Here is a 21,316-nt window from a genome sequence, read left to right as displayed (position 1 = left end):
GCCGATGGTCAACAGGCTCGACGCGAAAACGGCGATCGTCTTCGGTGCCGGCGCGAGCGCGGTCAAAGCACCGGAAGGCTGCGTCAGCAACGGATTCGCCACCGCCGTCACCTTCGCCAAGCACGGCGCACGCGTAGTCGCGGTGGACCGCGACGAGGCCGCGCTGCAAGGCACCTCTCAGGTGATCATGGCGGCAGGCGGCGAGTGCAGTCCGGTGGTCGCTGACGTGACCGACGAGGCGCAGGTCGCCGCCGCGATCGACGGTGCGGTCCACATCTACGGCCGCCTGGACATCGTCCACAACAACGTCGGCGTGACGAGACTGGGCGGGCCGACGGAGTTGTCGGAGCAAGACTGGACGAGCGCCTTCGACATCAACGTCACCAGCGTGTTCCGCGCCTGCAAGCACGCCATACCGCACCTGCTGGTGCGCGGTGGCGCGATCATCAACGTCTCGTCGCTGGCGTCGATCCGCTGGACCGGCTATCCGTACCCGGCCTATTCCGCGTCGAAGGCGGCGGTCAACCAACTGACCCAGTCGCTGGCGTTGCAGTACGCCGACAAGGGAATCCGGGTCAACGCGATCCTGCCCGGCCTGATCCACACGCCGCTGATCTACCAGCAGCTGGCCGGGGAACATGGCGACACCGTGACGATGCGCGCGGAGCGCGACGCGAACAGCCCGACCGGCCGGATGGGTTCGGCCTGGGATGTCGCCAATGCCGCGCTGTTCCTCGCCTCCGACGAGGCCGCCTACGTCAACGGTGTGGCCTTGCCGGTGGATGGCGGTCTGCACGCGAAAGCCGCCTGATTCCACGTACCTGAAACCGATCGATCAGCCATCCGCAAGGTGGCAAGGAGGCCGCATGTCCGAAAGTTTTCCCCTAGAAACGAAGTCAGCTGCCGCATCGGTGCCACGGGCGCGCTGGTGGCGGATCGGTCTGCTGCTGTTCCTGATCTACACGGTGGCGTTCGCCGACCGTCAGAACATCAGCGTGGCCGCGCCCGAGATGGTCAAGGAACTTCACCTGTCCTCGACCGTGCTCGGCGTGCTGCTCTCGGCGTTCTTCTGGGGCTATGTGCTGACCCAGGTCCCCGGCGGCATGCTGGCCAACCGCATCGGCCCGAGGTGGGTGATCGTGGGCACGCTGGTGGTGTGGGGCGCCGCGGCGATCGCCACCGGCCTGGTGTCGGGCTACTACCAACTGCTGGCGGTGCGGTTCGCGATGGGCCTGGCCGAGGGCGCGGTGTGGCCGTCGTTCGCGGTGATGTTCATCAACTGGTATCCGGACTCGGAGCGGGGCCGGGCGATCAACTTCTCCGAGATGGCGCTGCCGATTTCGTCGATCATCATGGCGCCCACCGCGGGCTGGCTGATCGCGGCGTACAACTGGGAGACGATGTTCATCGTCTGGGGCATTCCGCCCCTGGTACTGGCCGCGGCGTTCGCCTACTGGGGTGCGGACCACCCCGACCAGGACCGGTTCCTGTCCCAGGAGGAGCGGCGATTCTTGGCCGAGCGGGCCTCCACCGCGTCTCGCGAGCACGGCTCGTTCCTGGAGGTTCTGCGCAGCCCGATGGTGTGGACGTTCTGCCTGATCTACTTCTTGTGGATCACGGGGCTGTACAGCTTCGGCCTGTGGCTGCCGAGCCTGCTGAGCCAGTTGTCGAGCAGCGGCATCGCAGCGGTGGGCGTGCTGTCGGCGATCCCGTTCGTACTGGCGACAGTGGCGATGTACCTGAATGCACGGGCATCGGATGCCAGCCCCCACCAGCGGGCTCGCCACGTCGTGCTGCCGATGTTCCTCGCGGGCGTGACCCTGCTGGTGCAGCACGTCGTGACGTTCGGGCTGCTGGGAAACATGATCTTGCTGATCATCGCGGGCATCGGCCTGTACGCGGCGTTCGGCCCGTTCTGGGCGTGGGCGCTGCAGTACATCCCGCGCAACCAGGCGGGCCCGGCGATGGGTTTGATCAACGTCGCAGGCAATTTCGGCGGCATCGTCGGTCCGCTGATCGTGGGCGCGGCGGCCGCGGGCGGCGCCGTCGCCAACGGTTTCTACGTGCTGGGTTTCTTCCTCTTGGGCGCGGGCCTGCTCGCGGTGGCGACCGCCGTGGTGGCAGGCCGGAACAACGACGCGGAGGTGCACTGATGGGTGCGGTTGTGGTCACCGGAGCGGCGGGCGGCATCGGCCGAGCGATCGCCGACCGGTTCGACGGGGATCGGCTCGCGCTGTTCGACGCGAGCCAGCAGGTGAGCACGGTGGCCGACGAGCTCGACGCGACGCATGCCGAGGTGTTGGACGTAACGGACGGAGCGGTGGTCCGCACGGTCATCGACGAAGTGGCGGAACGCTTCGGCGGAATCGACGTGATGGTCAACTGCGCCGGTACGGCGCACCGCACTTCGTTCGCCGATACCACGGCGGAGGAGTTCATGGCGGATGTCAGCACCAACATGCTCGGCACGTTCCTGTGCTGCCAGGCGGCGGTATTCCCGTACATGGAGAAGGCCCGCTACGGCAGGCTGATCAACATCGCATCGATCTCCGGCAAGACCGGCGGTACGGGTCCGGTGCACGCCGACGGCTCTGGAGGCCGCTCGGGTGTCGCGTACGCCTCGTCGAAGGCGGGCGTCATCAACATGACCCGCTGGATCGCCCGCGAGGTAGGCCGCCTGGGCATCACCAGCAATGTGGTGGCCCCGGGCCCGATCGCCACCCAGATGACCGCCGGACACGCCTACGACACCAGCGAAATCCCGGCGGGCCGCCTGGGCACGCCCGAAGAGGTAGCGGACGCGGTGGCCTGGCTGGCCACCCCAGGAGCCGGCTACGTCAACGGCACGGTGATCGACGTCGACGGTGGCCTCACCAGAGCCTGAAACCCACCCCCGTACGCGCAAGTCGCGTACGGGGATTACCAATTCCTGCCTCGGAAAACGGAGAGAATCGGGCGCGCCCACTGAGGACGGAAGGTGCCCATTTTCCCTTTCGTACCAACGATGTTCGGACATCGGCCAAGACGGCCGAGGCTCGGGACTATGCCGGGCGATTTCGCGCGAATGGGTTAGGGCTGGCTAGTCTGCTGCTGGCACTGCTGGCACTGCTGGCGACGCTGGGCCTAGTCACGCTGCAAGGACATAGCAACGCCCTCGTGTGGTCGCTCAGGCGACCACACGAGGGCTTTGCCTTGTGTCTAGGGCCGGACGTGGTCTAGCTGTTCCGCGATGCCACTGCCGCCCGAACCCGTTCCCGGAGACCTTGCCCCGGCAGCGTGTCCACCGGGAACCAATCCGCCCCGGTCACTTCCGCTTCTTGCAACTCGCCGACCGCGGAAGTCGTGCGGAACAAGAACCGGAAGTCGAAGTGCTGGTGTTCCGGTTCACCCTTTTCCGGGTTTGCGTCGATCGTGTGCACGTCCACGTGAATCGGCACATCGTCGATCACGGTGACCGCTTCCGGCTTAATCCCGGTCTCTTCGTCGAGTTCCCGCAATGCCGCGTCGCACAGCGACTCGTCTCCGTGTTCGAGGTGTCCACCCGGCCGAAGCCACTTGCCCAGCGCACGGTGACGAATGTGCAAGACCTGTCCGGATTCGTTGAGCAGCACAGCGCCCGCCGTCGCGTGCCCCCGGAATTCGGTGCGGGGCGTGATGTCGACACCTTCGGCGATCAGGTCAGCGATCACCTGCACGTCGTCGACATGCTCCGGGTAGTTGGTCAAGTACGCTTTTAGTGCCTGCGAAATGTGCTCAGTCGTGATTGTCATGCTTCACCTATTGAAATAGTCGAGCCACGTAGCGGCGATGGTTGATCGGTCGTGTGCACTTGCTTCGTGCATTCCCGGTTCCAAGTTCTGCCGCGAAAGCAATGCCGACGCGGCAAGAATTTCCGCTTGAACCAGGAAGATAAAGGGTCCGACGCTTGCGCCGTGTAGGAAGTTGACTGCGTTGCCTTTGTTCAGCAAGTAGAAGTAGTGCCCCGTAGTCAGGTATCGCGTGATGTTGTCGCACACGGGGGTGCGGTCGTAAACGTCGGTGAGTCCGTCCAGCTCCAATTCGTCTTCAGACGAAGTGACCGTGGCGACGTATGCGCCGTTACGGACTTGCGGGAAGTCTTCACCCCGCAGGGACAGGCGACCGGTAGCGCAGAGCACGAGTCCAGCATCCCGCAGTGCATGCCGACACTCGCGGGCGACCGCGAACCCCTGCGAAAGTGCCTGTGTACGTCGCACAGGGTCGATATCGTGCACGGTCACGTGCACCCCTTTGGCGTGCAGCAGCCGCGCTATCGAACTACCTAGCTTGCCGAACCCGATCACCAGGGCGTTCCGGCCGTGCAGGATGTCCCCCCGGCTGCGCATGAGTGCTTCCGCGCTGAACACCACGGATTGACCGACTAGGTAATCCTCCGGATCTTTCAGTGGCGACCGTGCAACGGACACGACCGGACACGGCAGTTTCAACTCCGCGTACCGCTGGTGCCCGTTTTCGGTGTCCTCTACGACTCCGAGGATTTGCCCGGAGAACCGTTCGCATATGTCGTTCAAAACGGGTGCAAAATATCCGCCCACGTCCAGCAGAATCGTGCGGCATCCGGCAGCACGGGATTCGAGATAGTCCAATGCCCGCTGCGGATCGCTGAACAGTTCCCGCGTCAGCCGGTCGCACGAGAATCCGTCGCTTTCAATCTGCCGTATCGCCGATTCACTGATTGACTTCGGTTTAGGCAGCACCGCCCGGAGGTCCGTTATCTGCCCCACGCCGCGAACAAAAGCCGGGCGTTCCGGCAGCAGATGCGTTACCAGGAATGCCGCCGCACGCTCGTCCGTCGCGAACTGCCCGGCGATGCGACCAAAGTACGAATCGAGCTGCGCACGTTCGAATACCTCCACGGTCATCCTCTCAACGATTCTTCCCTTAGCGCGGCCGGACGCGACTGCACGCATTCCGGCACCACAGCATCAGCGGTGAACGGCGAATCGGGTGAGTTGAAATACCACCCCGTGCAGCCGCGCCGCCAACAAGAGAACAGCGAGCGTGAACAGCAGTACGCCCCAACCGAACCCCTTCTCGATCGAAAGCTTCGGCATCACGCACCGCGCTTTCCGGTGACTCCGTCCGACGGCAGTCGACACCCCACGCTGCGAACGCGGTAAGCAACGTCCGCAGCGCCACGCGGTACCGCACTGCCAGAATCTTCGTGTGCGTGCCGCTCTCGAAATCCTGCGCCGCGCCGCGTAATCGGTCCACCGAGATCACCGCTCGTTTCCTTTTCGTCATGTTCCATACCTCCGCAGATAGGACCGGCCCGGACTCATCGGGTCGGGGAATCCGAATCGTCCGGGCCGTTTCTCAACGCGGGGAAAGTGGTCGAAAGCCCGCGTCGAGCTTGGATGCCCACCCCGGGGACGGGGGGAAGTGCCCGGGGTGGGCGCGGTCACGTGCCGGGGTGACACAGCACGCAACCGCGTCTAGGACCACCGCCGCAACCCGGCGAGCAATCGTTCGACGAACTCGTCGGGGGGTGGCGGTGGGTAAATCTCGCCCTTTAGCTTCCAGGAAGGCCGGGGGATACGTTGCGGCAACTCCGTCGCGTCTGAAGCTCCGCAATCCGCCGGGTCAACTCGTCCCGAAGTTCGATCGCCTGCGGTTCCGTCAACGTCGCCACATCGGACGGAGGCAGCGCCAACGTCACTTTCTCCCCACTCATCCCAAGGCGCAGACGTTTCCGCATTCGCATCCAATTGGAACACTCCACCCATGTCCACGGCTGTTCTATGACTCCTGAGCTTTCAACCATTCCGGATACCTCTCTTTGACGGATACATAGCTGCCGTCGCCCATTGCCGCCCACTCGAGAATGCAATCCGCGCAAAACTGATGTGTGTTCGCGCCGATGCTTTGGGGCGGTTCCGGCAACAACGTGACCCAATCACCGCACAGCACGGGGAAACGATTTCCAACCCGCCGGACGGCGATGGCTTCCGTAATGCCGTGGCCCCCAACGGAACCACCCAATGCACGTGCAGCATCGAGAACAAAGTTTCGTTCATCGGGAACCCCCGACGTAGATGCGGACACGTGCGCGGTGAGCCGGGGCGGGCGTCCTCGTCAACTCCCGCACCCGACCCACCGACAGGAACCGATCACCGCTCTCGCCGTGCAAAGCGGCGGTGACCGGCTGCCGATTCGTCAGCGGGCGCGACTCCGGGCAACGTGCCCAGATTTTGCGCGTGGTGCGGCGACAATGACGCACCTGCCGGGCATGAAGAATCGGCGAAAGATTACGAATCCAATTCACGGCCGGGAAAGCTGTGATCACGCACGAGAACACCACGAACGCCCATCGATCCACGACCAACCACCCCCACCGCCGCGTTAGTCAGTTCAATTACGGCCCGAACTTTGCGCTTCAGAGGTCAAGGCGCACAATCCCCGCCGGACATAGCCTTATGCCCCAAATATGCCCGGCGGCCATAACGACTGATCACGCGCCGTGCAGTCCGCTACACTCCCTGCACACGGACAACCATTGGGGTGCACGAATGGACGAACGTGACGTGGTCGGCCCCGACGCTGCACCGCAGCCTCCGGCCGGATTCTGGGACCGCGCAGATGTGCGGGCGGCCATCAGCCGACAGGACTTCGGTTGGCTGCTCCGCGCATACCGAACGTCCGTCAACCCACCAATGCCGCAGCTCACGCTTTGCACTCTGATGGACATCGGGCAGTCCCATCTGAGCCGACTGGAAAGCGGTAAGAAGGGCACCAGCCTTGCCCGGATGCAGGCGTGGCTGGACCTGATCCACATGCCGGAGCGGCTGCGGTGGGTCCGCGCCCCCTATGTCCGCGAGGCATCGCCCGCTACCACCAATCGACGTAACCTCACGACCCATGAGCCGCCACCGGATCGAGGGGATGACGTGGACCGACGCGACGCATTGAAACTTGCCGGGGCTGCCTTGGTATCCGGTCCGTGGAACCGCATTTCTGACGCGCTCGATCACCATCGCGCACCGGATGAAATGACCATCCAGCTAATCGAGGACAAGACAACGGGATTCTTCCGGCAGGAAGAGACGACCACCGCACGCACCATGCACGCCTCATTGCTGGAACACGGCAAGGTCATCGCACGCCTACTTGCCAACACCCACCGGGAAAATGACCGGCGAAGGTTGTTGTCGGCAGCCGGCGAAACCGAAGCCCTTACCGGTTGGTTGGCCTATGACCTTGACCGCTTCACGGAAGCGCAAGACCGTTACCGCTCGGCGCTGAAATTCGCGGACGAAGCCGGAGACGGGCCGCTAACGGCATGTGTGCTCAATTACGTGAGCTACCTATTCGCTTCGCAGGACGCCCCGGATAAGGCGGTTCAGATACTCGCCGACGCTGGCCAATTTGTGCGCGGTTCGGCAGCCACGACGCAAACGTGGGTGGCTGCACGCCAGGCGGAAGAGGCAGCAAAAATCGGGGATCGGATCACCGCCGAACGCGCCATTGAACGAGCCGTAACCGCATTCGACTACGCCCGCCCGCACCACGAACGAAGCTGGACCGCGTTCTTCGGCGCGAACCGGCTGGGCAGCCTCACCGTGTCTACCTATGGGCGGCTTTCCCACCCGCAGACTGATGCACTCGCGCAATCGCTGCTACGGGAGATCTCCCCAACAGAGACGAAGGTTCGTGCGCTAGTGGTCGCAGATCTCGCTCTGTCCGCAGCACGCGGCAGCGACGTTGACCGGGCCGATGAATTGGCAACGGCGGCGCTGCCCCTGGCGATTCGCCACGAAGCAAGCTTGGCGCTTGATCGTCTCTGGGAGTTGACGGAAACGCTGCCGCAGTCCAACGGCAAAGGATCAGCCGGGGCTCTGCGGCAGCGCGTCACGAACGAACTGTTGGCCGCGAATCAGTCCTGAGTTTCGTCATCGAGCCACGACAGGTAAGCGGGGTTCCCGCCCACGATGTCCGTCACGATGACTTCGGGAACGTCGTAGGTGTGGTTCGCCCGGATGTGCTCCACTAGAGCATCCTGCCGTCCCTTCGTAGACTTGACCTGAAGTTGCCATTCCGGGTCATCCTGCACGGCCTCTTCCCACCGATAGAAACTCCGGATCGGGACCACCTGCACGCACGCCCCCATGCGGGCGTCAACGATGCTGCGGGCAAGTGTTGCGGCTGCCTCTTCACTGTCGGTCGTAGTGACCACCTGGACGTAGTTCGCCATACCTCGGACCCTATCGACCCACACCGCCGTAGCAGTGCCCCTGCGGCGGTGTGGGGTGTGGTGAGACATACCGAAACTCTACGGCCAGGCGCGACACCACCAGGGAGAAAAGAGGCTACGCACACCACTTCTGAAACGCTCTCTAGACTGCCGGTATGGCTGCACCACCACCTCGGGGCGTGTTCGTCGGCCTGACCACCCTGGACGTCGTGCACCACGTCGATGTCCGCCCGGCTGCCGATCAGAAAACCACCGCGAGCGCCCAGTTCGTCGCGGCCGGTGGACCGGCGGCAAACGCGGCGGTGACCTTCGCCGGGCTGGGCGGTGCGGCGGTATTGGTCACCGCGATCGGACGCGGCGCGCTCGGCACCGTCATCCGGGCCGACCTGGAATCTCACTCGGTCACCATCGTCGACGCAGCCGCCGACCGGACCACCGACGCCCCGGTCTCCGCTGTCGCGGTCACCCGGAGCACCGGCGAGCGCTCGGTCATCGGCATCGACACCACCGCATTGCAGGTGCATCGGGCGCCGGAGCTGGCCGAACACATCGACTTCGCCGACGTGGTCCTGCTCGACGGCCACCACCCGGTGCTCGCTGAAGCCGCTGCGAACGCGGCATCGGCGCCGATCGTGGTGGACGCCGGGCGCTGGAAGCCGACCATGCGGCCGCTGCTGCCGCGTGCCGAGGCGGTCATCGCCTCCGCCGATTTCCGGGTGCCCGGAACGACGAACTCCGAGGAGACCGCCCTGGCCTTGCTCGACCAAGACATCCCGACCGTGATCACCACGCACGGCAGCGGCCCGGTCCGCTGGTGGCACGGCAGCGAGTTCGCAACGGTGTCCCCACCGCGCGTCCAAGCGGTGGACACCCTCGGCGCGGGCGATGTGTTCCACGGCGCTTACTGCTACTTCGCCTGCCAACCCGGATCCGACGTCCCGACCAGCATTGAACGCGCCGCGGCCGTCGCCGCCCTCAAATGTGAAATCCCCGGCCCCCGCGCCTGGCTCCACCGACTGCCCGACCTGGCGAGTCCCCGCCGGTGAATCCCACCGTTCTATTGTGGACGAAAGCCCGCGTGCGCGCCGGTACCTTGAGGGCACGGTGCCGGGGTGGCACCGATGCCTACGTCGAGGAGAGTAGGAGCATGTTCGCTCCCTGGCTGACTTCCGCGGCGCACGCATCGCGGAAACTGCGAGCATGCGCGCGATGAGATCGCTGATCTGGGACGCCGTCCTCGCCGTCGTGGTCACCTTGGTCGGCATCGCCGGCACGGTGGGCGCCGACCACTGGGCGGCGGCCTCGCACCGGCCGCTGGACCCCGGTGGCCTGATCCTGGCGGCGGCCGCCGGTCTGGTCCTGGTGCTGCGGCGGCGCCAACCGGTGCTCACGCTGCTCGTCGGGGCCGCGCTCATCTCGACGTACCTGGTCCTCGGCTACACCTACGGCCCGATCATGCTGGCGTTGGTGATCGCGGTCTACACCGTGGCCAGGCACCGCCCGCTGGCCACCTCGGTGCCGACCGCGTTCGCCGCGCTGGGCTTGCTGCTGATCCGCGTCTTCACCAGCAGCACCACGCTGGCCGACCTGATCGGGGTGATACCGGGATCGGCGTGGGTGGTGGTGCCGTTCGCGGTGGGCGTCGTCGTCCGGCAGCAACGCGAAGCGGCGTCCCGGGCCAGGGCCGAAGTGCTGCGCCAACGCGTCGACGACGAACGGCTGCGGATCGCGCAGGAGGTGCACGACGTCGTGGGGCACGGGCTGGCCGCGATCAAAATGCAGGCGGAAGTCGCCCTGCACGTGCTGCCGAAGAAGCCCGAGCAGGCGGAGGTCGCGCTGGAGGCCATCAGCCGCACCAGCAGCGATGCGCTGGACGAGCTGCGCGCAACGCTTGCCGTGGTGCGCCGCAGCGCCGCGCAATCCCCGGCCCCGGGCCTGGCCAGGCTCGATGACCTGCGGCAACGGATGAGCGAAGCCGGGGTGCAGGTGCAGCTGGCCACGACCGGTGAGCCGCGCGAGTTGCCTGCCGTGGTCGACCTGACCGCTTACCGGATTCTGCAGGAATCATTGACCAACGTGCTGCGCCACAGCAGCGACAAACGCGCCGCGGTGACGATCGACTACGCGGCCGATGCCGTGGTCATCACGGTCGCCAACCCGTTCACCGGCGCCCCGGGCGACAGCGGCGGACTCGGCATTCCCGGCATGCGGCAGCGCATCGCGTCGCTGGGCGGCGAGTTCACCGCCGGTCCCACCGGGGACGGCCGGTTCGAAGTGCACGCCCGCCTGCCCATCGAAGGAAACCCATGATCAGCGTGTTGATCGTTGACGACCAGGACCTGGTTCGCATCGGACTGCGCACCCTCATTGACAACGAGGACGACCTGACCTGCGTCGGCGAAGCCGCGGACGGACTGGCGGCGGTGGCCGCGGCGCGCGAGCACCGGCCCGACGTGATCCTGATGGACGTGCGGATGGCCGGGGTCGACGGGTTGGAGGCGACCCGGCGGATCACCGCGGACCCCGACCTGCCGGACACGAAGGTGATCGTGCTGACGACCTTCGAGGTTGACGAGTACGTCTTCACCGCGCTGCGCGGCGGAGCCAGCGGGTTCCTGCTCAAGGACACCAAGCCGGTCGACCTGCTGCGGGCGATCCGGCTGGTGGCCGGCGGGGACGCGCTGCTGGCGCCGTCGGCGACCAGGCAGCTGGTCCGCGAGTTCGTGTCGATGACGCCGCGATCGCGCCGACCGCACCCGCAGCTGCACACGCTCACCGAACGGGAGCGGGAGGTGCTCGGCCTGGTCGCGGAAGGCTTGAACAACGAGGAGATCGCCGAACGCCTGGTGGTCAGCCCGGCCACGGCGCGCACCCACGTCAGCCGGGCGATGATCAAGCTGGGCGCGCGGGACCGCGCCCAGCTCGTCGTATTCGCCTACCAGTCGGGCTTGGCCGACTGAACATCGTGCGCCGTCTGCTCAGCGGCCGTGGCACTGAGACTGGTCCCGGCTAGTGCACGCCCCGCCCGGCGGGTCTTGCCCCACGGCTTGTACACCGACACCACCGTCGCAACCAGCAGCATGCCCAGGTGGAGCACGGGCAGGGCGAGCAGGAGACCGGCCGACCACGGTTGTGCACCGAAGAACGTGCCGTCGCCGCGCCATTCCAGGGCGGGCACGGCGCGGCGCACGTAGCTGTCCTCAAGCTGGACCGCGGTCACGATCACCGCGACGGTCAGCACCAGCTTCGTCACCACCCAGTAATGCCGCAGCAGGCCCCACTTGGTGCCCAGCGCGAGCGCGATGCCGGAGACGAGCGTGGCGATGGCCAACGGCGGAAACGCGATGTCGATCGCGTCCATGGCCAGATACAGGCTTTGCGCGCGCGGCGGGGCTGCGGTCAGCACGGCGGCCAGGCCGAGAATCAGCTTGCCCGCCGTGACGCCCAGCCACGAACCCGCGACGACGAGATGAATGGTGCTGCACAACTTGTAGGCACCCGGCGAAAGGCGGCGAGTGCCGCGCTTGGTCGCTGCTGGCCGGTTCGACACGATGGCCTCCCGATCGGCTCACGGATCGACGCCGGATCGTCCGTGCGCCGCGGCACCAACGGTCGCCGAGTTCCCCCGATCAGCGCATCGGGCCGCAATCGACTCCGGCCGTACGCAGCTCGGCGTACCTCGGCGCGTGTTTCCTGCGCGTCCGGCCCGCACCATCTCGGTCGGCCAGATCACGCGGCGGGGTTGGCGTTTTCGCGCGAAATCGGCGGTCTCGGTGCGGAGCCGGCGGCGTTTTCGCGCGCGCAACCGACCATTACCCCAGCACTATGACTACTGGCCGATCGGAACGAACTTGGACCAGGCGGTGTCGCTGATCTTGGTCTTCGCGTCCCAAAGCTCGATCTTGAAGTGGACGCGGCCCTTCTCGCTCAGGTCCAGGTTGCAGTCGACCGGTCCGCCTTCGCTGTTGCCGTCCTTGCACTCCTCGACCCGGCCGTAGTCGGTCTCGGCCACGGTCTTGATCCACATGCCGTCCGCCTTGGTGTCCTGCGCGAACAGGTGGTCACCGATCGCCTCGAAACAGCCCGTGCCCCGCTCAGCACCGTCGAAGGTGATCGACTGGCACCACTTGGTCTGCGCGGGCTTGGCGGGTGGTGTCTCCGGGTCTTGGGGCGGTTCCAGGGGTTCGGGCGCCTGCATTGAGGTCTCCCGCACCGGCGGCTGAGCCGGTGTGGTCGACGGTGGCGCGGGCGGGGCCAGCGGCGCGCTGGAAGGCTGCGAAGTCGGTGCCGGCAACACCGAGGTCGTGTCCTCCCGCAGCGGCCCCGAGCCGTCGGCCGGGATCGCTTGCCCCGGCTCGTCGCGCATCGTCGTCGCGAATGCCGTCACCGCGGCCACCGCCGCGACCACGCCGACTCCGGCCAGCAGGTAAACCCAGCGTGCGGGCTTGCCGTTGCGCTTGCGCTCCGTCGGCATCGGCGCGAATCGCGCCGGGATCGCGGTGACGCTGGTCAATGCCTGGCGTGCGGCCCGGGCCAAGTCACCGGCGCTGGAGAAGCGATCGGCGGGGTTCTTCGCCATGCCACGCGCGACGATGTGGTCGAACTCGCGCGGGATGTCGCCGCGCACGGTCGTCGGCACCGGCGGCGGTTGGTTAAGGTGCGCGTTGATCAACGCCGCGGCCGTGTCTCCGCCGAACGGCTTCGCGCCGGTCAGGCACTGGTACAGCACGCAGGCCAGGGAGTACACGTCCACCCGGTGGTCGACCGGACCGTCGTCGAACCGCTCCGGCGCCATGTAGGCGAGCGTGCCGACGGTATAGCCGGTGGAGGTCAGCGACGCGGTGGCCCGCAGCGAAGCAGCGATGCCGAAATCGACGAGGTAGGCGAATCCGCTGTGGCCGACCAGGATGTTGGACGGCTTGACGTCCCGGTGCACCAGACCTTCTTCGTGCGCGGCGTCCAACGCCTGCGCGATCTGTTCCAGCACCGCCACCGCGTCCGCCGGGCTCATCGGGCCGTTGGCGGCGAGCAGGGAGCCGACGTCACTTCCCTCGACCAGCCGCATGTCCAGGTAGAGCCGGCCGTCGATCTCGCCGTAGGCGTGGATCGGGATCACGTGCGGCTCGCGGAGACGTCCGGCCGCGTGCGCCTCGCGCTTGAAGCGGTCCCGGAACTCATCATCGGCGGCCAGGTGCTGGGCCAGCAATTTGAGGGCTACGACGCGGTCGTGGCGGGTGTCGTACGCGCGGAGGATCTCCCCCATCCCACCCCGCGCGATCAATCCTTCCACCAGGTAAGGACCGAACTGCCACTTCACGGTGCGAAACTCCTCAGGACCGACATCGCGGTCATTCTATTAGGTGACTCACAACGGCCCGGCGCGGCCCGAACTCCGCGCATCCGGCCGCCGCTCCCGGTGACCGACGGAAATCCCCCGGTCGCCAGGTGTCGCCGGTGAAGTTTCCGCTACGAACCGATACCGACCGCTGCGCCGCGCGGTCCGGCCTGCTAGAAGAAGTGGATCATGCTCGACCACCACGCCGTGGAAAGGACCGGTCCGCGATGCCGACCGACGGGACGAACGCACGCAAGATAGATCGGGGCGAAGCCGAGGGCGGTTGCCCGGTCAGCCGTGGTTCCGACGGCGTCTGGACGGTCCGCGGCTACGCCGCCGCCCGCACCGCCTTGCGCAGTACCGACACCGTTCAGGCCGGGCTCGGCGTGGAGACGTTCGAGAAGATGCCCGCCAAGTTCCGGCGACCGGTGCTGTACCGGGACGGGCCGGAGCACCGCGAGCACCGGCGGCAGACCGCCAAGTACTTCACCCCGCGCCGGGTGGACGAGAGCTACCGCGGGCTCATGGAACGGGTGGCTGACGCACAGTTGGACAAGCTGCGGGGCGCCGGGCAGGCGGAGCTTTCGGAGCTGAGCTTCACCCTCGCCGTCGAGGTGGCGCGCGCGGTGATCGGGCTGACCGAAAGCCGCCCGGGTCTCGCGCGACGGCTGGAGCGATTCTTCCCCGAAGAATTCGGGGAACCGGGCTTCACCAGCCTCAACGGGCTTTACTGGGTGTGGCGGCAGGCCACCAATTTTTCCGGGATCTACTTCGCCGACGTCCGGCCGGCCGTCCGCGCGCGCCGCGCGCAGCGCCGCGACGACCTGATCTCGCATCTGCTCGATGAGGGCTGCTCGTCCGCCGAGATCCTCGGCGAGTGCGTCACCTTCGCCGCCGCGGGCATGGTCACCACCCGCGAGTTCGTCAACCTCGCCGCGTGGCACCTGTTCACCGACGGCCAGCTGCTGACTCGCTACCGCGCCGCCGAGGAGCGCGACCGTCTCGCGATCCTGCACGAACTGCTGCGGCTGGAACCGGTCGTCGGGCACCTCAAGCGGCGCACCACGGCACCCGTCGAGCTGCCGAACGGAGGCAACGATACGGTCACCGTCCCGCCCGGCGAGCTGATCGACATTCAGGTCAGCGCGACGAACACCGATCCGCAGGCGATGGGCGAAAAGCCGCTTTCCATTTGTCCCGGCCGCCCCCTCAACGACGCCTTCGGCCCAGGACTGTCCTTTGGGGACGGCGCGCACAAGTGCCCGGGCGCGAACGTCGCGATCCTGGAGACCGACGTGTTCCTCCGGAAGCTGTTCGCGATGCCCTACATCCGATTGGTAAAGCCGCCGAAGGTCTCGTTCAACGACGCGATCGGTGGCTACGAACTGCGCGGCATGGTCGTATCGGTGCCGAAGCCCTGACGATGCGAGTGGTTGTGCCGGTATGGGCGGAAGGTTGGTGTTCCCAACCGGGAGCCCCTACAGCCGAAGGCCCAACCACCCGCTGAACGCCGTCAAGCTCTCGGAACGCCGACGCTCCAAACCCGCGATACTCGTCAGCGTTTCCCGCACCGACGGATGCAGGCGCGTCTGCTGCGGCGCCACCTTCCGAGCACGGTTAAGAGCCTCCAGAGCCTTGCCTGCGTTGCCTGCGAGCAACCATGCGCGCGCGGTGTCCTGCCAGTGATGCCCCGCCCTCGGCGGAGCAATCCCAGCAGGAAGACGAAGTTCCGAACCTTCCCGAGCGGCCTTACCGGGATCACCCGCCTCCAACTCCACAGCACAGGCATGAATACCCACGTTGGCCTTGCCGAACAACGTCCCATACGCATCGCTCTCGCCGGTCACACGCTCCGCAAGGTCTCTTGCCTCCGCGATGTGCTCACGCGCGATGTCGGCTTTCCGGGCACGCGCAGCTATGATCGCTCCGCACAGGTGGGCGTCTCCGCGTACCGCGATCGCGGATTCGTCGCCGCCTGAAATCTCGTTGAGTCCCCGCTCCACAAGTGAAAGCCCAACGTCGCTGGCGTCAAAATACATCAGCACGCGAGCGCGCTTTATCTTGGCTTTCGCGACATAAAGCGGGTCATCAGCTTGGTGAGCCACCCATTCCAGCCGATCAACCGCAGGCGTGCACAGGGACAGGTAACCGAACCGTCTACAGAGTTTTTCTGCGGTCCCGTACCCGGATGCCAGCAGCGAATACACCCGGCCCCGCTCAGCATCCGTCATTGCCTCTCTCGCCGCACCGTGCAGTTGACGAAGCAGTGTCGGCAGTCGCACGAGTGCCTGCCTGCCCTCGTCATTGCGATAAGCCAGATCCACGATCTCCAGCTCCGCCGACATCGCTTCGATGGCTTGCGGCCGAACAGGCTCCACGTACTGGGCCTCGGCGAGAATCGCTCGGAGCTCTGGCATCCCCTCAAGCGGGCCGTCTTGCTCGATCGCATCGCGGTAAGGAGTCCCGGTCAGTTCCTCGGGCTCGACCTTCAGCGCTCGCGCCATAGCTGCGGCAAACGCCGGCGACGCCGGCTCACGTCCCTGTTCCACGGCCCGAATGGTCGATAGCGAGTAGTGCGACCGCTCGGCAAGCTGAGCCTGAGTCAGCCCCGCCACCTTCCGATACGCCGCGACCCGAGCGCCAATTCCCATGGTTGTCACAGAGAACCTCCGAGAAATCGGGTACCGCTTAAAGGTACCCGTGTAAGCCGAATGGGTGGCTACGCCATCTGCATGGACTGTCACCTACAGGAGCCCCTACAGCCGAAGGCCCAACCACCCGCTGAACGCCGTCAAGCTCTCGGAACGCCGACGCTCCAATCCCGCAATGCTCGTCAGCGTTTCCCGCACCGACGGATGCAGGCGCGTCTGCTGCGGCGCCACCTTCCGAGCACGGTTAAGAGCCTCCAGAGCCTTGCCTGCGTTGCCTGCGAGCAACCATGCGCGCGCGGTGTCCTGCCAGTGATGCCCCGCCCTCGGCGGAGCAATCCCAGCAGGAAGACGAAGTTCCGAGCCTTCCCGAGCGGCCTTGCCGGGATCACCCGCCTCCAACTCGACGGCGCAGGCATGGATGCCCACGTTGGCCTTGCCGAACAACGTCCCGTAGGCATTACTCTCGCCGGTCACGTGCTCGGCAAGGTCTCTCGCTTCCGCGATGTGCTCACGTGCGATGTCGGCTTTTCGGGCGCGCGCGGCTGCGATCGCTCCGCATAGGTGGGCGTATCCGCGTACCGCGATCGCGGATTCCCCGTCGCCCGAAATCTCGTTAAGTCCTTGCTCCACAAGCGAAAGGCCGACATCGTTGGAATCGAGGTACATTAGGATCCGAGCGCGCTTCACCTTGGCCTGCGCGGTATAAAGCGGGTCATCGGCCTGTTGAGCCACCCATTCCAGCCGATCGACCGCGGGCGTACACAGGGACATATAGCCGAAATGTCTACTGAGCCGGTCGGCTGTCCCGTACCCGGATGCGAGCAGTGAATACACTCGACCGCGCTCAGCATCCGTCGCTGCCGCTCGCGCGGCACCGTGCAGTTGCCGAAGAAGTATTGGCAGTCGCATTAGCGCCTGCCTGCCCTTGTCATTGCGGTAGGCGAAATGGATGTCATTCAGCTCCGCCGACATCGCTTCGATGGCTTCCGGCTGGACAGCCTTCACGTACTGGCCCTCGGCGAGAATCGCTCGGAGTTCTGACATGCCCTCCAGCAGACCGTCTTGCTCGATCGTGTCGCGGTAGGGAGTCCCGGTCAGTTCCTCGGGCTCGACCTTCAGCGCTCGCGCCATAGCCGCGGTAAACGCCGGCGACGCCGGCTCACGTCCCTGTTCCACGGCCCGGATGGTCGAGAGCGAGTAGTGCGACCGATCGGCAAGCTGCGCCTGAGTCAGCCCCGCCAACTTCCGACACGCCGCGACCCGAGTGCCAATTCCCATGGTTGTCACGGAGAACCTCCGAAAAAGTCGGGTACGACTTAAAGCTACCCGAGTAAGCCGAACGGGTCGCTACATCATCCGTATGGACTGTCACCTGCTTGACACTACGAGGATCGCTCAACCCTGTACGGTCATTCCAGGGACGCGACTGACGGCTACCGCGTTCTCATCGCACCGAGTCGCAAGGGCATCCATGGTCCCCGCTACGGGTGCCCGCCCGCGTTGTCATGAAAACAGAGAATGCGAAAGGATGAGACGGTAAAGACAAGATGGCGACCTTGACTGTAAAACTGGTATCGGGCGAAGGATTTTCACTCGGCTTGGATGGACTTCTCACCGAGCTCCGTCGTCGTCAGTGGACGTTGATCCGATGGGGTCCGCAGGATGCCCCGGCGCTCCTCGCGGCCATGTTCAAGTGGGAGACTTGTGCTGATGTCCTGATCCTGCGGAACGAAAATCACGCAACGGCCTACCGTGTTCCGATAACCGGTGACTCGGGTGTCTTCAACCCGCAGGCGGTCAGCTACCAGTACCACCACTCGCCGCTGTGGACGCTCCGGGCGATTCTTGCTCTTCCAGCTCCGGGAAATCCGGGGGCTCCCGGGATGAGCGAGCGGCCGAAGTACCCGGAATGTGCTATCCCGAACGATCTGCCCCGGCCGGTAATGATCCGTCCGCTGTCGCCGTACGCGTGTGGGGGCCTGTGATGACCCGTCGCCGCAGGGTGTTGGCACAAGCGGACACGATCACGCTGGACGAACAGCTCATCGAGACGATGCGTCATGCCGCGCTGACAGGCGATCTGGACCGCGCCGTCACCCTGGCCGACGCGATGGTCGCCGAACACCGCACCGAACGCGCGGGCAGAAACATTCTGGCCAATGCGTGTTTTCACGCAGGACTCAAGTATGGAGGCGCGGGGCAGCAGTCCAGCAGTCCGTATGCGCTGCTCGGCCTCCGATTGGTCGATGACGGATGGTGCACCGATGAGGACATGGCAGCCGACGCTACCAACATTCAAGCCTCCGCCACCCGAATGGCCGACACCGACGCCGACGACACCACCCTCACATCGACACGCGCCGCCACGCTCACTACAGCGGCATTTCCCGCTCCAGGAACCTCGCCGACAGCGTGAATCTCAAGAAGCTTCACCGGGGCCTGGCGCGCGCGATCGCAACGAACGCATCGAGCCCATAAACACGGACAGCAGACACCGAAACCCCATGAAACCACCGGCCAAGAAGCCAGCCCACGGCACCCTCCGCAGATACCAGGGCCACAAGTGCAGGTGTTCGCTATGCAAAGCCGAGCACACCCGGTACCGCAGGAACAGGCGGCTCCGGAACGCCCGGCGCGAAGTCCCGGTAGGCAGACACGGCACCCTTTACGCATATGACGAGTTCGGCTGCCGCTGCGAAGCGTGCCGCCAAGCCAAGAAAGACTACCGAAAGACATGGGCGTCCCGCCCCATACGCGAGCATGGCACCAGGGGGTCTTACTCCCGGGGATGCCGATGCACCCCGTGCCGGAACGCAGACAGCGACTACCAACGACGGCGACGAGCACGGCTCAAGCGACACCACAGGACACCCGGCAGTAGCGCTAAGGACCGAACAGCGCGGATCTAAGACCCGACCCGATGTCTGGTCCTGAACCCAACCTGGCGTCGGTCCAACACGGCCGGTTGGCACTCACAAAGGAGGCCAACCGGCCGCCCCATTACATGAATAAGCACATATCGGAGCAAAATCCCGATCACGAGCAGACCTCCCCGCGCGGGCTTGCACCTGCGGCTAGGCTGCGACCGCGCCCGCCCACCCGGCACTACCATCGGGCGGACGCTCGGGGCTCTATTACGAGGTTTGAATCTCGGCGAGAAGAGCTTGCACTCTCTGATCGATCTCGTCGCAGATCTCTCTCACTTCCTCCACGGTCTTTCCTGCGGGATCGTCAAGTTCCCAGTCGAGGTAACGCTTGCCGGGGAAGACGGGGCAAGCGTCACCGCACCCCATCGTGATGACCACGTCCGCGGCTTCGACGGCGTCGTTGGTCAACTTCTTCGGAATTTCCTGGGAGACATCGAGACCGCGTTCGGCCAGAGCGGTCACCACCGCAAGGTTGATGGTGTCGGCGGGCGCGGACCCGGCAGAGCGAACGCGAATCTTGCCCTGGGCGTGGTGGTACAGCAGGGCGGCGGCCATCTGAGAACGGCCGGCATTGTGCACGCAGACGAAGAGGACTTCAGGGGGTATGGACACGGTCGTTCCTTGGTTCGTCGGGATGCTGGTTGGCTGATCAGGGAGGAGAACGACTGCTAGGCCGACCCGGCTAGGTGGTGCTGTGAGCATGTTCGGCCTCTTGCCCCTTGGGCGCCGGGCGGAACCAGCCTCGGGCGGCCAAGGAGACATACACCAGGGCAACGAGAACCGGCACCTCGATAAGCGGCCCCACGACCCCGGCCAGCGCTTGACCACTGGTGACGCCGAAAGTGGCGATGGCCACCGCGATGGCGAGTTCGAAGTTGTTGCCCGCCGCAGTGAAGGACAGTGTCGTCGTCCGCTGGTAGCTCAGCCCGAGCGCCTTGCCCAGCGCGAAAGATCCCGCCCACATGATCACGAAGTAGGCCACCAGGGGCAGGGCGATACGGGCGACATCGACGGGGTGGCTAGTGATCTGATCACCCTGCAACGCGAACAGGATCACGATGGCGAACAACAGACCATAGAGCGCCAGAGGCCCGATCGTCGGCAGGAATCGGCCTTCGTACCAGTCCCGTCCCTTAGCTCGCTCACCCAGCTTACGGGTCGCATAACCCGCCACCAGCGGCACACTAAGGAAGATCAACACGGATTTGGCGATCTCCCACGCCGATACGTCCAACCCGACCTGCGGTAGCCCGAGCCAGCCCGGCAGAAGCGACAGGTAGAACCAGCCCAGACCAGCAAACGCGACCACCTGAAACACCGAGTTCAGCGCCACCAACACCGCTGCGGCCTCACGGTCACCACCGGCCAGGTCGTTCCAGGTGATCACCATAGCGATGCAGCGCGCCAAACCTACGATGATCAGTCCGGTGCGGTACTCGGACAGGTCCGGCAACAGCAGCCAGGCAAGGGAGAACATCAACGCCGGCCCCAGAAGCCAGTTCAGCACCAGCGACGAGATCATCAGACTCTTGTCCCCGGTCACGGTATCCAGCCGGTCGTAGCGCACTTTGGCCAGAACTGGGTACATCATCACCAGCAGGCCCAGCGCGATCGGTAGCGAAATCCCATCGACAGCGACCGCGTCCAACACAGCCCCGAGCCCGGGAATCCACCGCCCTGCCAGCAGACCGGCCACCATCGCGGCACCGATCCACACCGGCAGCAAGCGATCCAACGTAGACAACCGAGTCACCACGATCGCCTGAGCGCCCCGGTTCACGCGGTCGCCGCCTCAGCGTCGTCGGCAGGCACCAGCACGCCGGACACCGCACGCAGCGTCTCGGGACGCACCCGGTAGTAGATCCACGTACCGCGCCGCTCGCCCTCGATCACCCCTGCTTCTCGCAAGATCTTCAGGTGATGGGAAATCGTCGGACCGGATAGATCAAACGCCCCCGTCAAATCGCACACGCACGCTTCACCGCCCGCATGCGAGGCGATCAAGGACAGCAGGCGCAGCCGCACCGGCTCCCCGATTGCCTTGAACACCCGCGCCAGCTCTGCCGACCGCTCGGCCGTCAGCGGCTCCCGCATCACCGGCGAGCAGCACGGCTCGGCATCCCGCCCTTGTTTCGACATGTCTCTAACTTGACACATGTCGAAACAGGGAGCA

General features: G+C 65.6%; 20 protein-coding genes. 10 read left to right on the top strand and 10 right to left on the bottom strand.

The genetic code is table 11. The features are described from left to right. Positions 1 to 4: 4 nt before the first annotated feature. Genes BJ970_RS27515 through BJ970_RS27505 form a run of 3 tightly spaced genes read left to right on the top strand, consistent with a single transcriptional unit; the run spans position 5 to position 2,884 of the window. Positions 5 to 811 (top strand): SDR family NAD(P)-dependent oxidoreductase, encoded by an 807-nt coding sequence (locus BJ970_RS27515; RefSeq protein WP_184729660.1) that lies wholly within the window; start codon positions 5 to 7, stop codon positions 809 to 811. A gap of 55 nt (positions 812 to 866) precedes the next feature. Further along, positions 867 to 2,153 carry an MFS transporter gene (locus BJ970_RS27510; protein WP_184729658.1) on the top strand — a complete coding sequence of 429 codons (1,287 nt, stop codon included), beginning with the start codon at positions 867 to 869 and terminating at the stop codon, positions 2,151 to 2,153. Then, positions 2,153 to 2,884, top strand: a complete 732-nt coding sequence (locus BJ970_RS27505; RefSeq protein ID WP_184729656.1) for an SDR family NAD(P)-dependent oxidoreductase — start codon at positions 2,153 to 2,155, stop codon at positions 2,882 to 2,884. The genes BJ970_RS27510 and BJ970_RS27505 overlap by 1 nt, the downstream gene beginning before the upstream one ends. 331 nt (positions 2,885 to 3,215) lie before the next feature. Here BJ970_RS27505 and BJ970_RS27500 read toward each other — a convergent pair whose 3' ends face one another. Continuing rightward, positions 3,216 to 3,770 carry an NUDIX hydrolase gene (locus BJ970_RS27500; RefSeq protein ID WP_184729654.1) on the bottom strand — a complete coding sequence of 185 codons (555 nt, stop codon included), beginning with the start codon at positions 3,768 to 3,770 and terminating at the stop codon, positions 3,216 to 3,218. Positions 3,771 to 3,773: 3 nt separating this feature from the next. Continuing rightward, positions 3,774 to 4,901 carry an adenosylhomocysteinase gene (locus BJ970_RS27495; protein ID WP_221468283.1) on the bottom strand — a complete coding sequence of 376 codons (1,128 nt, stop codon included), beginning with the start codon at positions 4,899 to 4,901 and terminating at the stop codon, positions 3,774 to 3,776. A 1,647-nt stretch (positions 4,902 to 6,548) separates the two neighbouring features. On the opposite strand from BJ970_RS27495, the gene BJ970_RS38260 reads away from it, so the two are divergent. Then, a complete protein-coding gene (locus BJ970_RS38260) occupies positions 6,549 to 7,922 on the top strand; it encodes an NsdA family TPR-like regulatory protein (RefSeq protein WP_246471865.1) in 1,374 nt (457 codons plus the stop codon). On the opposite strand, the gene cutA is transcribed toward BJ970_RS38260, so the two are convergent. Further along, positions 7,913 to 8,230 carry a divalent-cation tolerance protein CutA gene (cutA, locus tag BJ970_RS27485; RefSeq protein ID WP_184729652.1) on the bottom strand — a complete coding sequence of 106 codons (318 nt, stop codon included), beginning with the start codon at positions 8,228 to 8,230 and terminating at the stop codon, positions 7,913 to 7,915. The genes BJ970_RS38260 and cutA overlap by 10 nt on opposite strands. Positions 8,231 to 8,385: 155 nt before the next feature. On the opposite strand from cutA, the gene BJ970_RS27480 reads away from it, so the two are divergent. From BJ970_RS27480 to BJ970_RS27470, 3 genes are all read left to right on the top strand, one after another. Continuing rightward, positions 8,386 to 9,276: a PfkB family carbohydrate kinase gene (locus tag BJ970_RS27480; RefSeq protein ID WP_184729650.1), complete on the top strand. Its 891-nt coding sequence runs from the start codon at positions 8,386 to 8,388 to the stop codon at positions 9,274 to 9,276. Between the two features lie 163 nt (positions 9,277 to 9,439). Then, positions 9,440 to 10,540 (top strand): sensor histidine kinase, encoded by a 1,101-nt coding sequence (locus tag BJ970_RS27475; protein WP_246471864.1) that lies wholly within the window; start codon positions 9,440 to 9,442, stop codon positions 10,538 to 10,540. Further along, on the top strand, positions 10,537 to 11,190 hold the full coding sequence (locus tag BJ970_RS27470) for a response regulator (protein ID WP_184729646.1): 654 nt from the start codon (positions 10,537 to 10,539) through the stop codon (positions 11,188 to 11,190). Before BJ970_RS27475 ends, BJ970_RS27470 begins: the two co-directional genes overlap by 4 nt. On the opposite strand, the gene BJ970_RS27465 is transcribed toward BJ970_RS27470, so the two are convergent. Beyond that, on the bottom strand, positions 11,166 to 11,780 hold the full coding sequence (locus BJ970_RS27465) for a DUF2269 domain-containing protein (RefSeq protein ID WP_184729644.1): 615 nt from the start codon (positions 11,778 to 11,780) through the stop codon (positions 11,166 to 11,168). The two genes, BJ970_RS27470 and BJ970_RS27465, sit on opposite strands and share 25 nt — an antisense overlap. Positions 11,781 to 12,059: 279 nt before the next feature. Beyond that, on the bottom strand, positions 12,060 to 13,547 hold the full coding sequence (locus tag BJ970_RS27460) for a serine/threonine-protein kinase (protein WP_184729642.1): 1,488 nt from the start codon (positions 13,545 to 13,547) through the stop codon (positions 12,060 to 12,062). 245 nt (positions 13,548 to 13,792) lie between these two features. Here BJ970_RS27460 and BJ970_RS27455 point away from each other — a divergent pair, with 245 nt between their 5' ends. Next, the gene (locus tag BJ970_RS27455) at positions 13,793 to 14,986 is read left to right on the top strand and encodes a cytochrome P450 (protein WP_184729640.1); all 1,194 of its coding nucleotides are present in this window, start codon (positions 13,793 to 13,795) and stop codon (positions 14,984 to 14,986) included. Between the two features lie 57 nt (positions 14,987 to 15,043). Here the strand turns inward: BJ970_RS27455 and BJ970_RS27450 are convergent, their stop codons facing one another. Continuing rightward, the gene (locus BJ970_RS27450; RefSeq protein WP_184732302.1) at positions 15,044 to 16,216 is read right to left on the bottom strand and encodes a helix-turn-helix domain-containing protein; all 1,173 of its coding nucleotides are present in this window, start codon (positions 16,214 to 16,216) and stop codon (positions 15,044 to 15,046) included. A 105-nt stretch (positions 16,217 to 16,321) separates the two neighbouring features. Then, positions 16,322 to 17,494 carry a helix-turn-helix domain-containing protein gene (locus BJ970_RS27445; protein WP_184732300.1) on the bottom strand — a complete coding sequence of 391 codons (1,173 nt, stop codon included), beginning with the start codon at positions 17,492 to 17,494 and terminating at the stop codon, positions 16,322 to 16,324. A 269-nt stretch (positions 17,495 to 17,763) separates the two neighbouring features. Here BJ970_RS27445 and BJ970_RS27440 point away from each other — a divergent pair, with 269 nt between their 5' ends. Then, positions 17,764 to 18,201 (top strand): hypothetical protein, encoded by a 438-nt coding sequence (locus tag BJ970_RS27440; protein ID WP_184729638.1) that lies wholly within the window; start codon positions 17,764 to 17,766, stop codon positions 18,199 to 18,201. Continuing rightward, complete coding sequence (locus BJ970_RS27435; RefSeq protein WP_184729636.1) at positions 18,201 to 18,632, top strand: hypothetical protein; 432 nt, start codon at positions 18,201 to 18,203, stop codon at positions 18,630 to 18,632. The genes BJ970_RS27440 and BJ970_RS27435 overlap by 1 nt, the downstream gene beginning before the upstream one ends. Before the next feature lie 718 nt (positions 18,633 to 19,350). Here BJ970_RS27435 and BJ970_RS27430 read toward each other — a convergent pair. The 3 genes from BJ970_RS27430 to BJ970_RS27420 form a co-directional block, all read right to left on the bottom strand. Further along, positions 19,351 to 19,755, bottom strand: coding sequence for an arsenate reductase ArsC (locus BJ970_RS27430; protein ID WP_312864491.1), 405 nt, complete (start codon positions 19,753 to 19,755; stop codon positions 19,351 to 19,353). A gap of 70 nt (positions 19,756 to 19,825) precedes the next feature. Continuing rightward, positions 19,826 to 20,923 carry an ACR3 family arsenite efflux transporter gene (gene arsB / locus BJ970_RS27425; protein ID WP_312864490.1) on the bottom strand — a complete coding sequence of 366 codons (1,098 nt, stop codon included), beginning with the start codon at positions 20,921 to 20,923 and terminating at the stop codon, positions 19,826 to 19,828. Continuing rightward, on the bottom strand, positions 20,920 to 21,282 hold the full coding sequence (locus BJ970_RS27420; RefSeq protein ID WP_184729632.1) for an ArsR/SmtB family transcription factor: 363 nt from the start codon (positions 21,280 to 21,282) through the stop codon (positions 20,920 to 20,922). The genes arsB and BJ970_RS27420 overlap by 4 nt, the downstream gene beginning before the upstream one ends. Positions 21,283 to 21,316 lie beyond the last annotated feature (34 nt).

The sequence above is a fragment of the Saccharopolyspora phatthalungensis genome, assembly GCF_014203395.1.
GTDB classification, from domain to species: domain Bacteria; phylum Actinomycetota; class Actinomycetes; order Mycobacteriales; family Pseudonocardiaceae; genus Saccharopolyspora; species Saccharopolyspora phatthalungensis.
This window is presented reverse-complemented; position numbering and strand designations above follow the sequence as displayed.

Coding starts and splice junctions, on each gene's coding strand:
- BJ970_RS27495 (WP_221468283.1), bottom strand. CDS start 4,901: ATGACCGTGGAGGTATTCGAACGTGCGCAGCTCGATTCGTACTTTGGT.
- BJ970_RS27455 (WP_184729640.1), top strand. CDS start 13,793: ATGCCGACCGACGGGACGAACGCACGCAAGATAGATCGGGGCGAAGCC.
- BJ970_RS27445 (WP_184732300.1), bottom strand. CDS start 17,494: ATGGGAATTGGCACTCGGGTCGCGGCGTGTCGGAAGTTGGCGGGGCTG.
- BJ970_RS27480 (WP_184729650.1), top strand. CDS start 8,386: ATGGCTGCACCACCACCTCGGGGCGTGTTCGTCGGCCTGACCACCCTG.
- BJ970_RS27440 (WP_184729638.1), top strand. CDS start 17,764: ATGGCGACCTTGACTGTAAAACTGGTATCGGGCGAAGGATTTTCACTC.
- BJ970_RS27470 (WP_184729646.1), top strand. CDS start 10,537: ATGATCAGCGTGTTGATCGTTGACGACCAGGACCTGGTTCGCATCGGA.
- BJ970_RS27510 (WP_184729658.1), top strand. CDS start 867: ATGTCCGAAAGTTTTCCCCTAGAAACGAAGTCAGCTGCCGCATCGGTG.
- BJ970_RS27435 (WP_184729636.1), top strand. CDS start 18,201: ATGACCCGTCGCCGCAGGGTGTTGGCACAAGCGGACACGATCACGCTG.
- BJ970_RS27515 (WP_184729660.1), top strand. CDS start 5: ATGGTCAACAGGCTCGACGCGAAAACGGCGATCGTCTTCGGTGCCGGC.
- cutA (WP_184729652.1), bottom strand. CDS start 8,230: ATGGCGAACTACGTCCAGGTGGTCACTACGACCGACAGTGAAGAGGCA.
- BJ970_RS38260 (WP_246471865.1), top strand. CDS start 6,549: ATGGACGAACGTGACGTGGTCGGCCCCGACGCTGCACCGCAGCCTCCG.
- BJ970_RS27475 (WP_246471864.1), top strand. CDS start 9,440: ATGAGATCGCTGATCTGGGACGCCGTCCTCGCCGTCGTGGTCACCTTG.
- BJ970_RS27500 (WP_184729654.1), bottom strand. CDS start 3,770: ATGACAATCACGACTGAGCACATTTCGCAGGCACTAAAAGCGTACTTG.
- BJ970_RS27505 (WP_184729656.1), top strand. CDS start 2,153: ATGGGTGCGGTTGTGGTCACCGGAGCGGCGGGCGGCATCGGCCGAGCG.
- BJ970_RS27450 (WP_184732302.1), bottom strand. CDS start 16,216: ATGGGAATTGGCGCTCGGGTCGCGGCGTATCGGAAGGTGGCGGGGCTG.
- BJ970_RS27420 (WP_184729632.1), bottom strand. CDS start 21,282: ATGTCGAAACAAGGGCGGGATGCCGAGCCGTGCTGCTCGCCGGTGATG.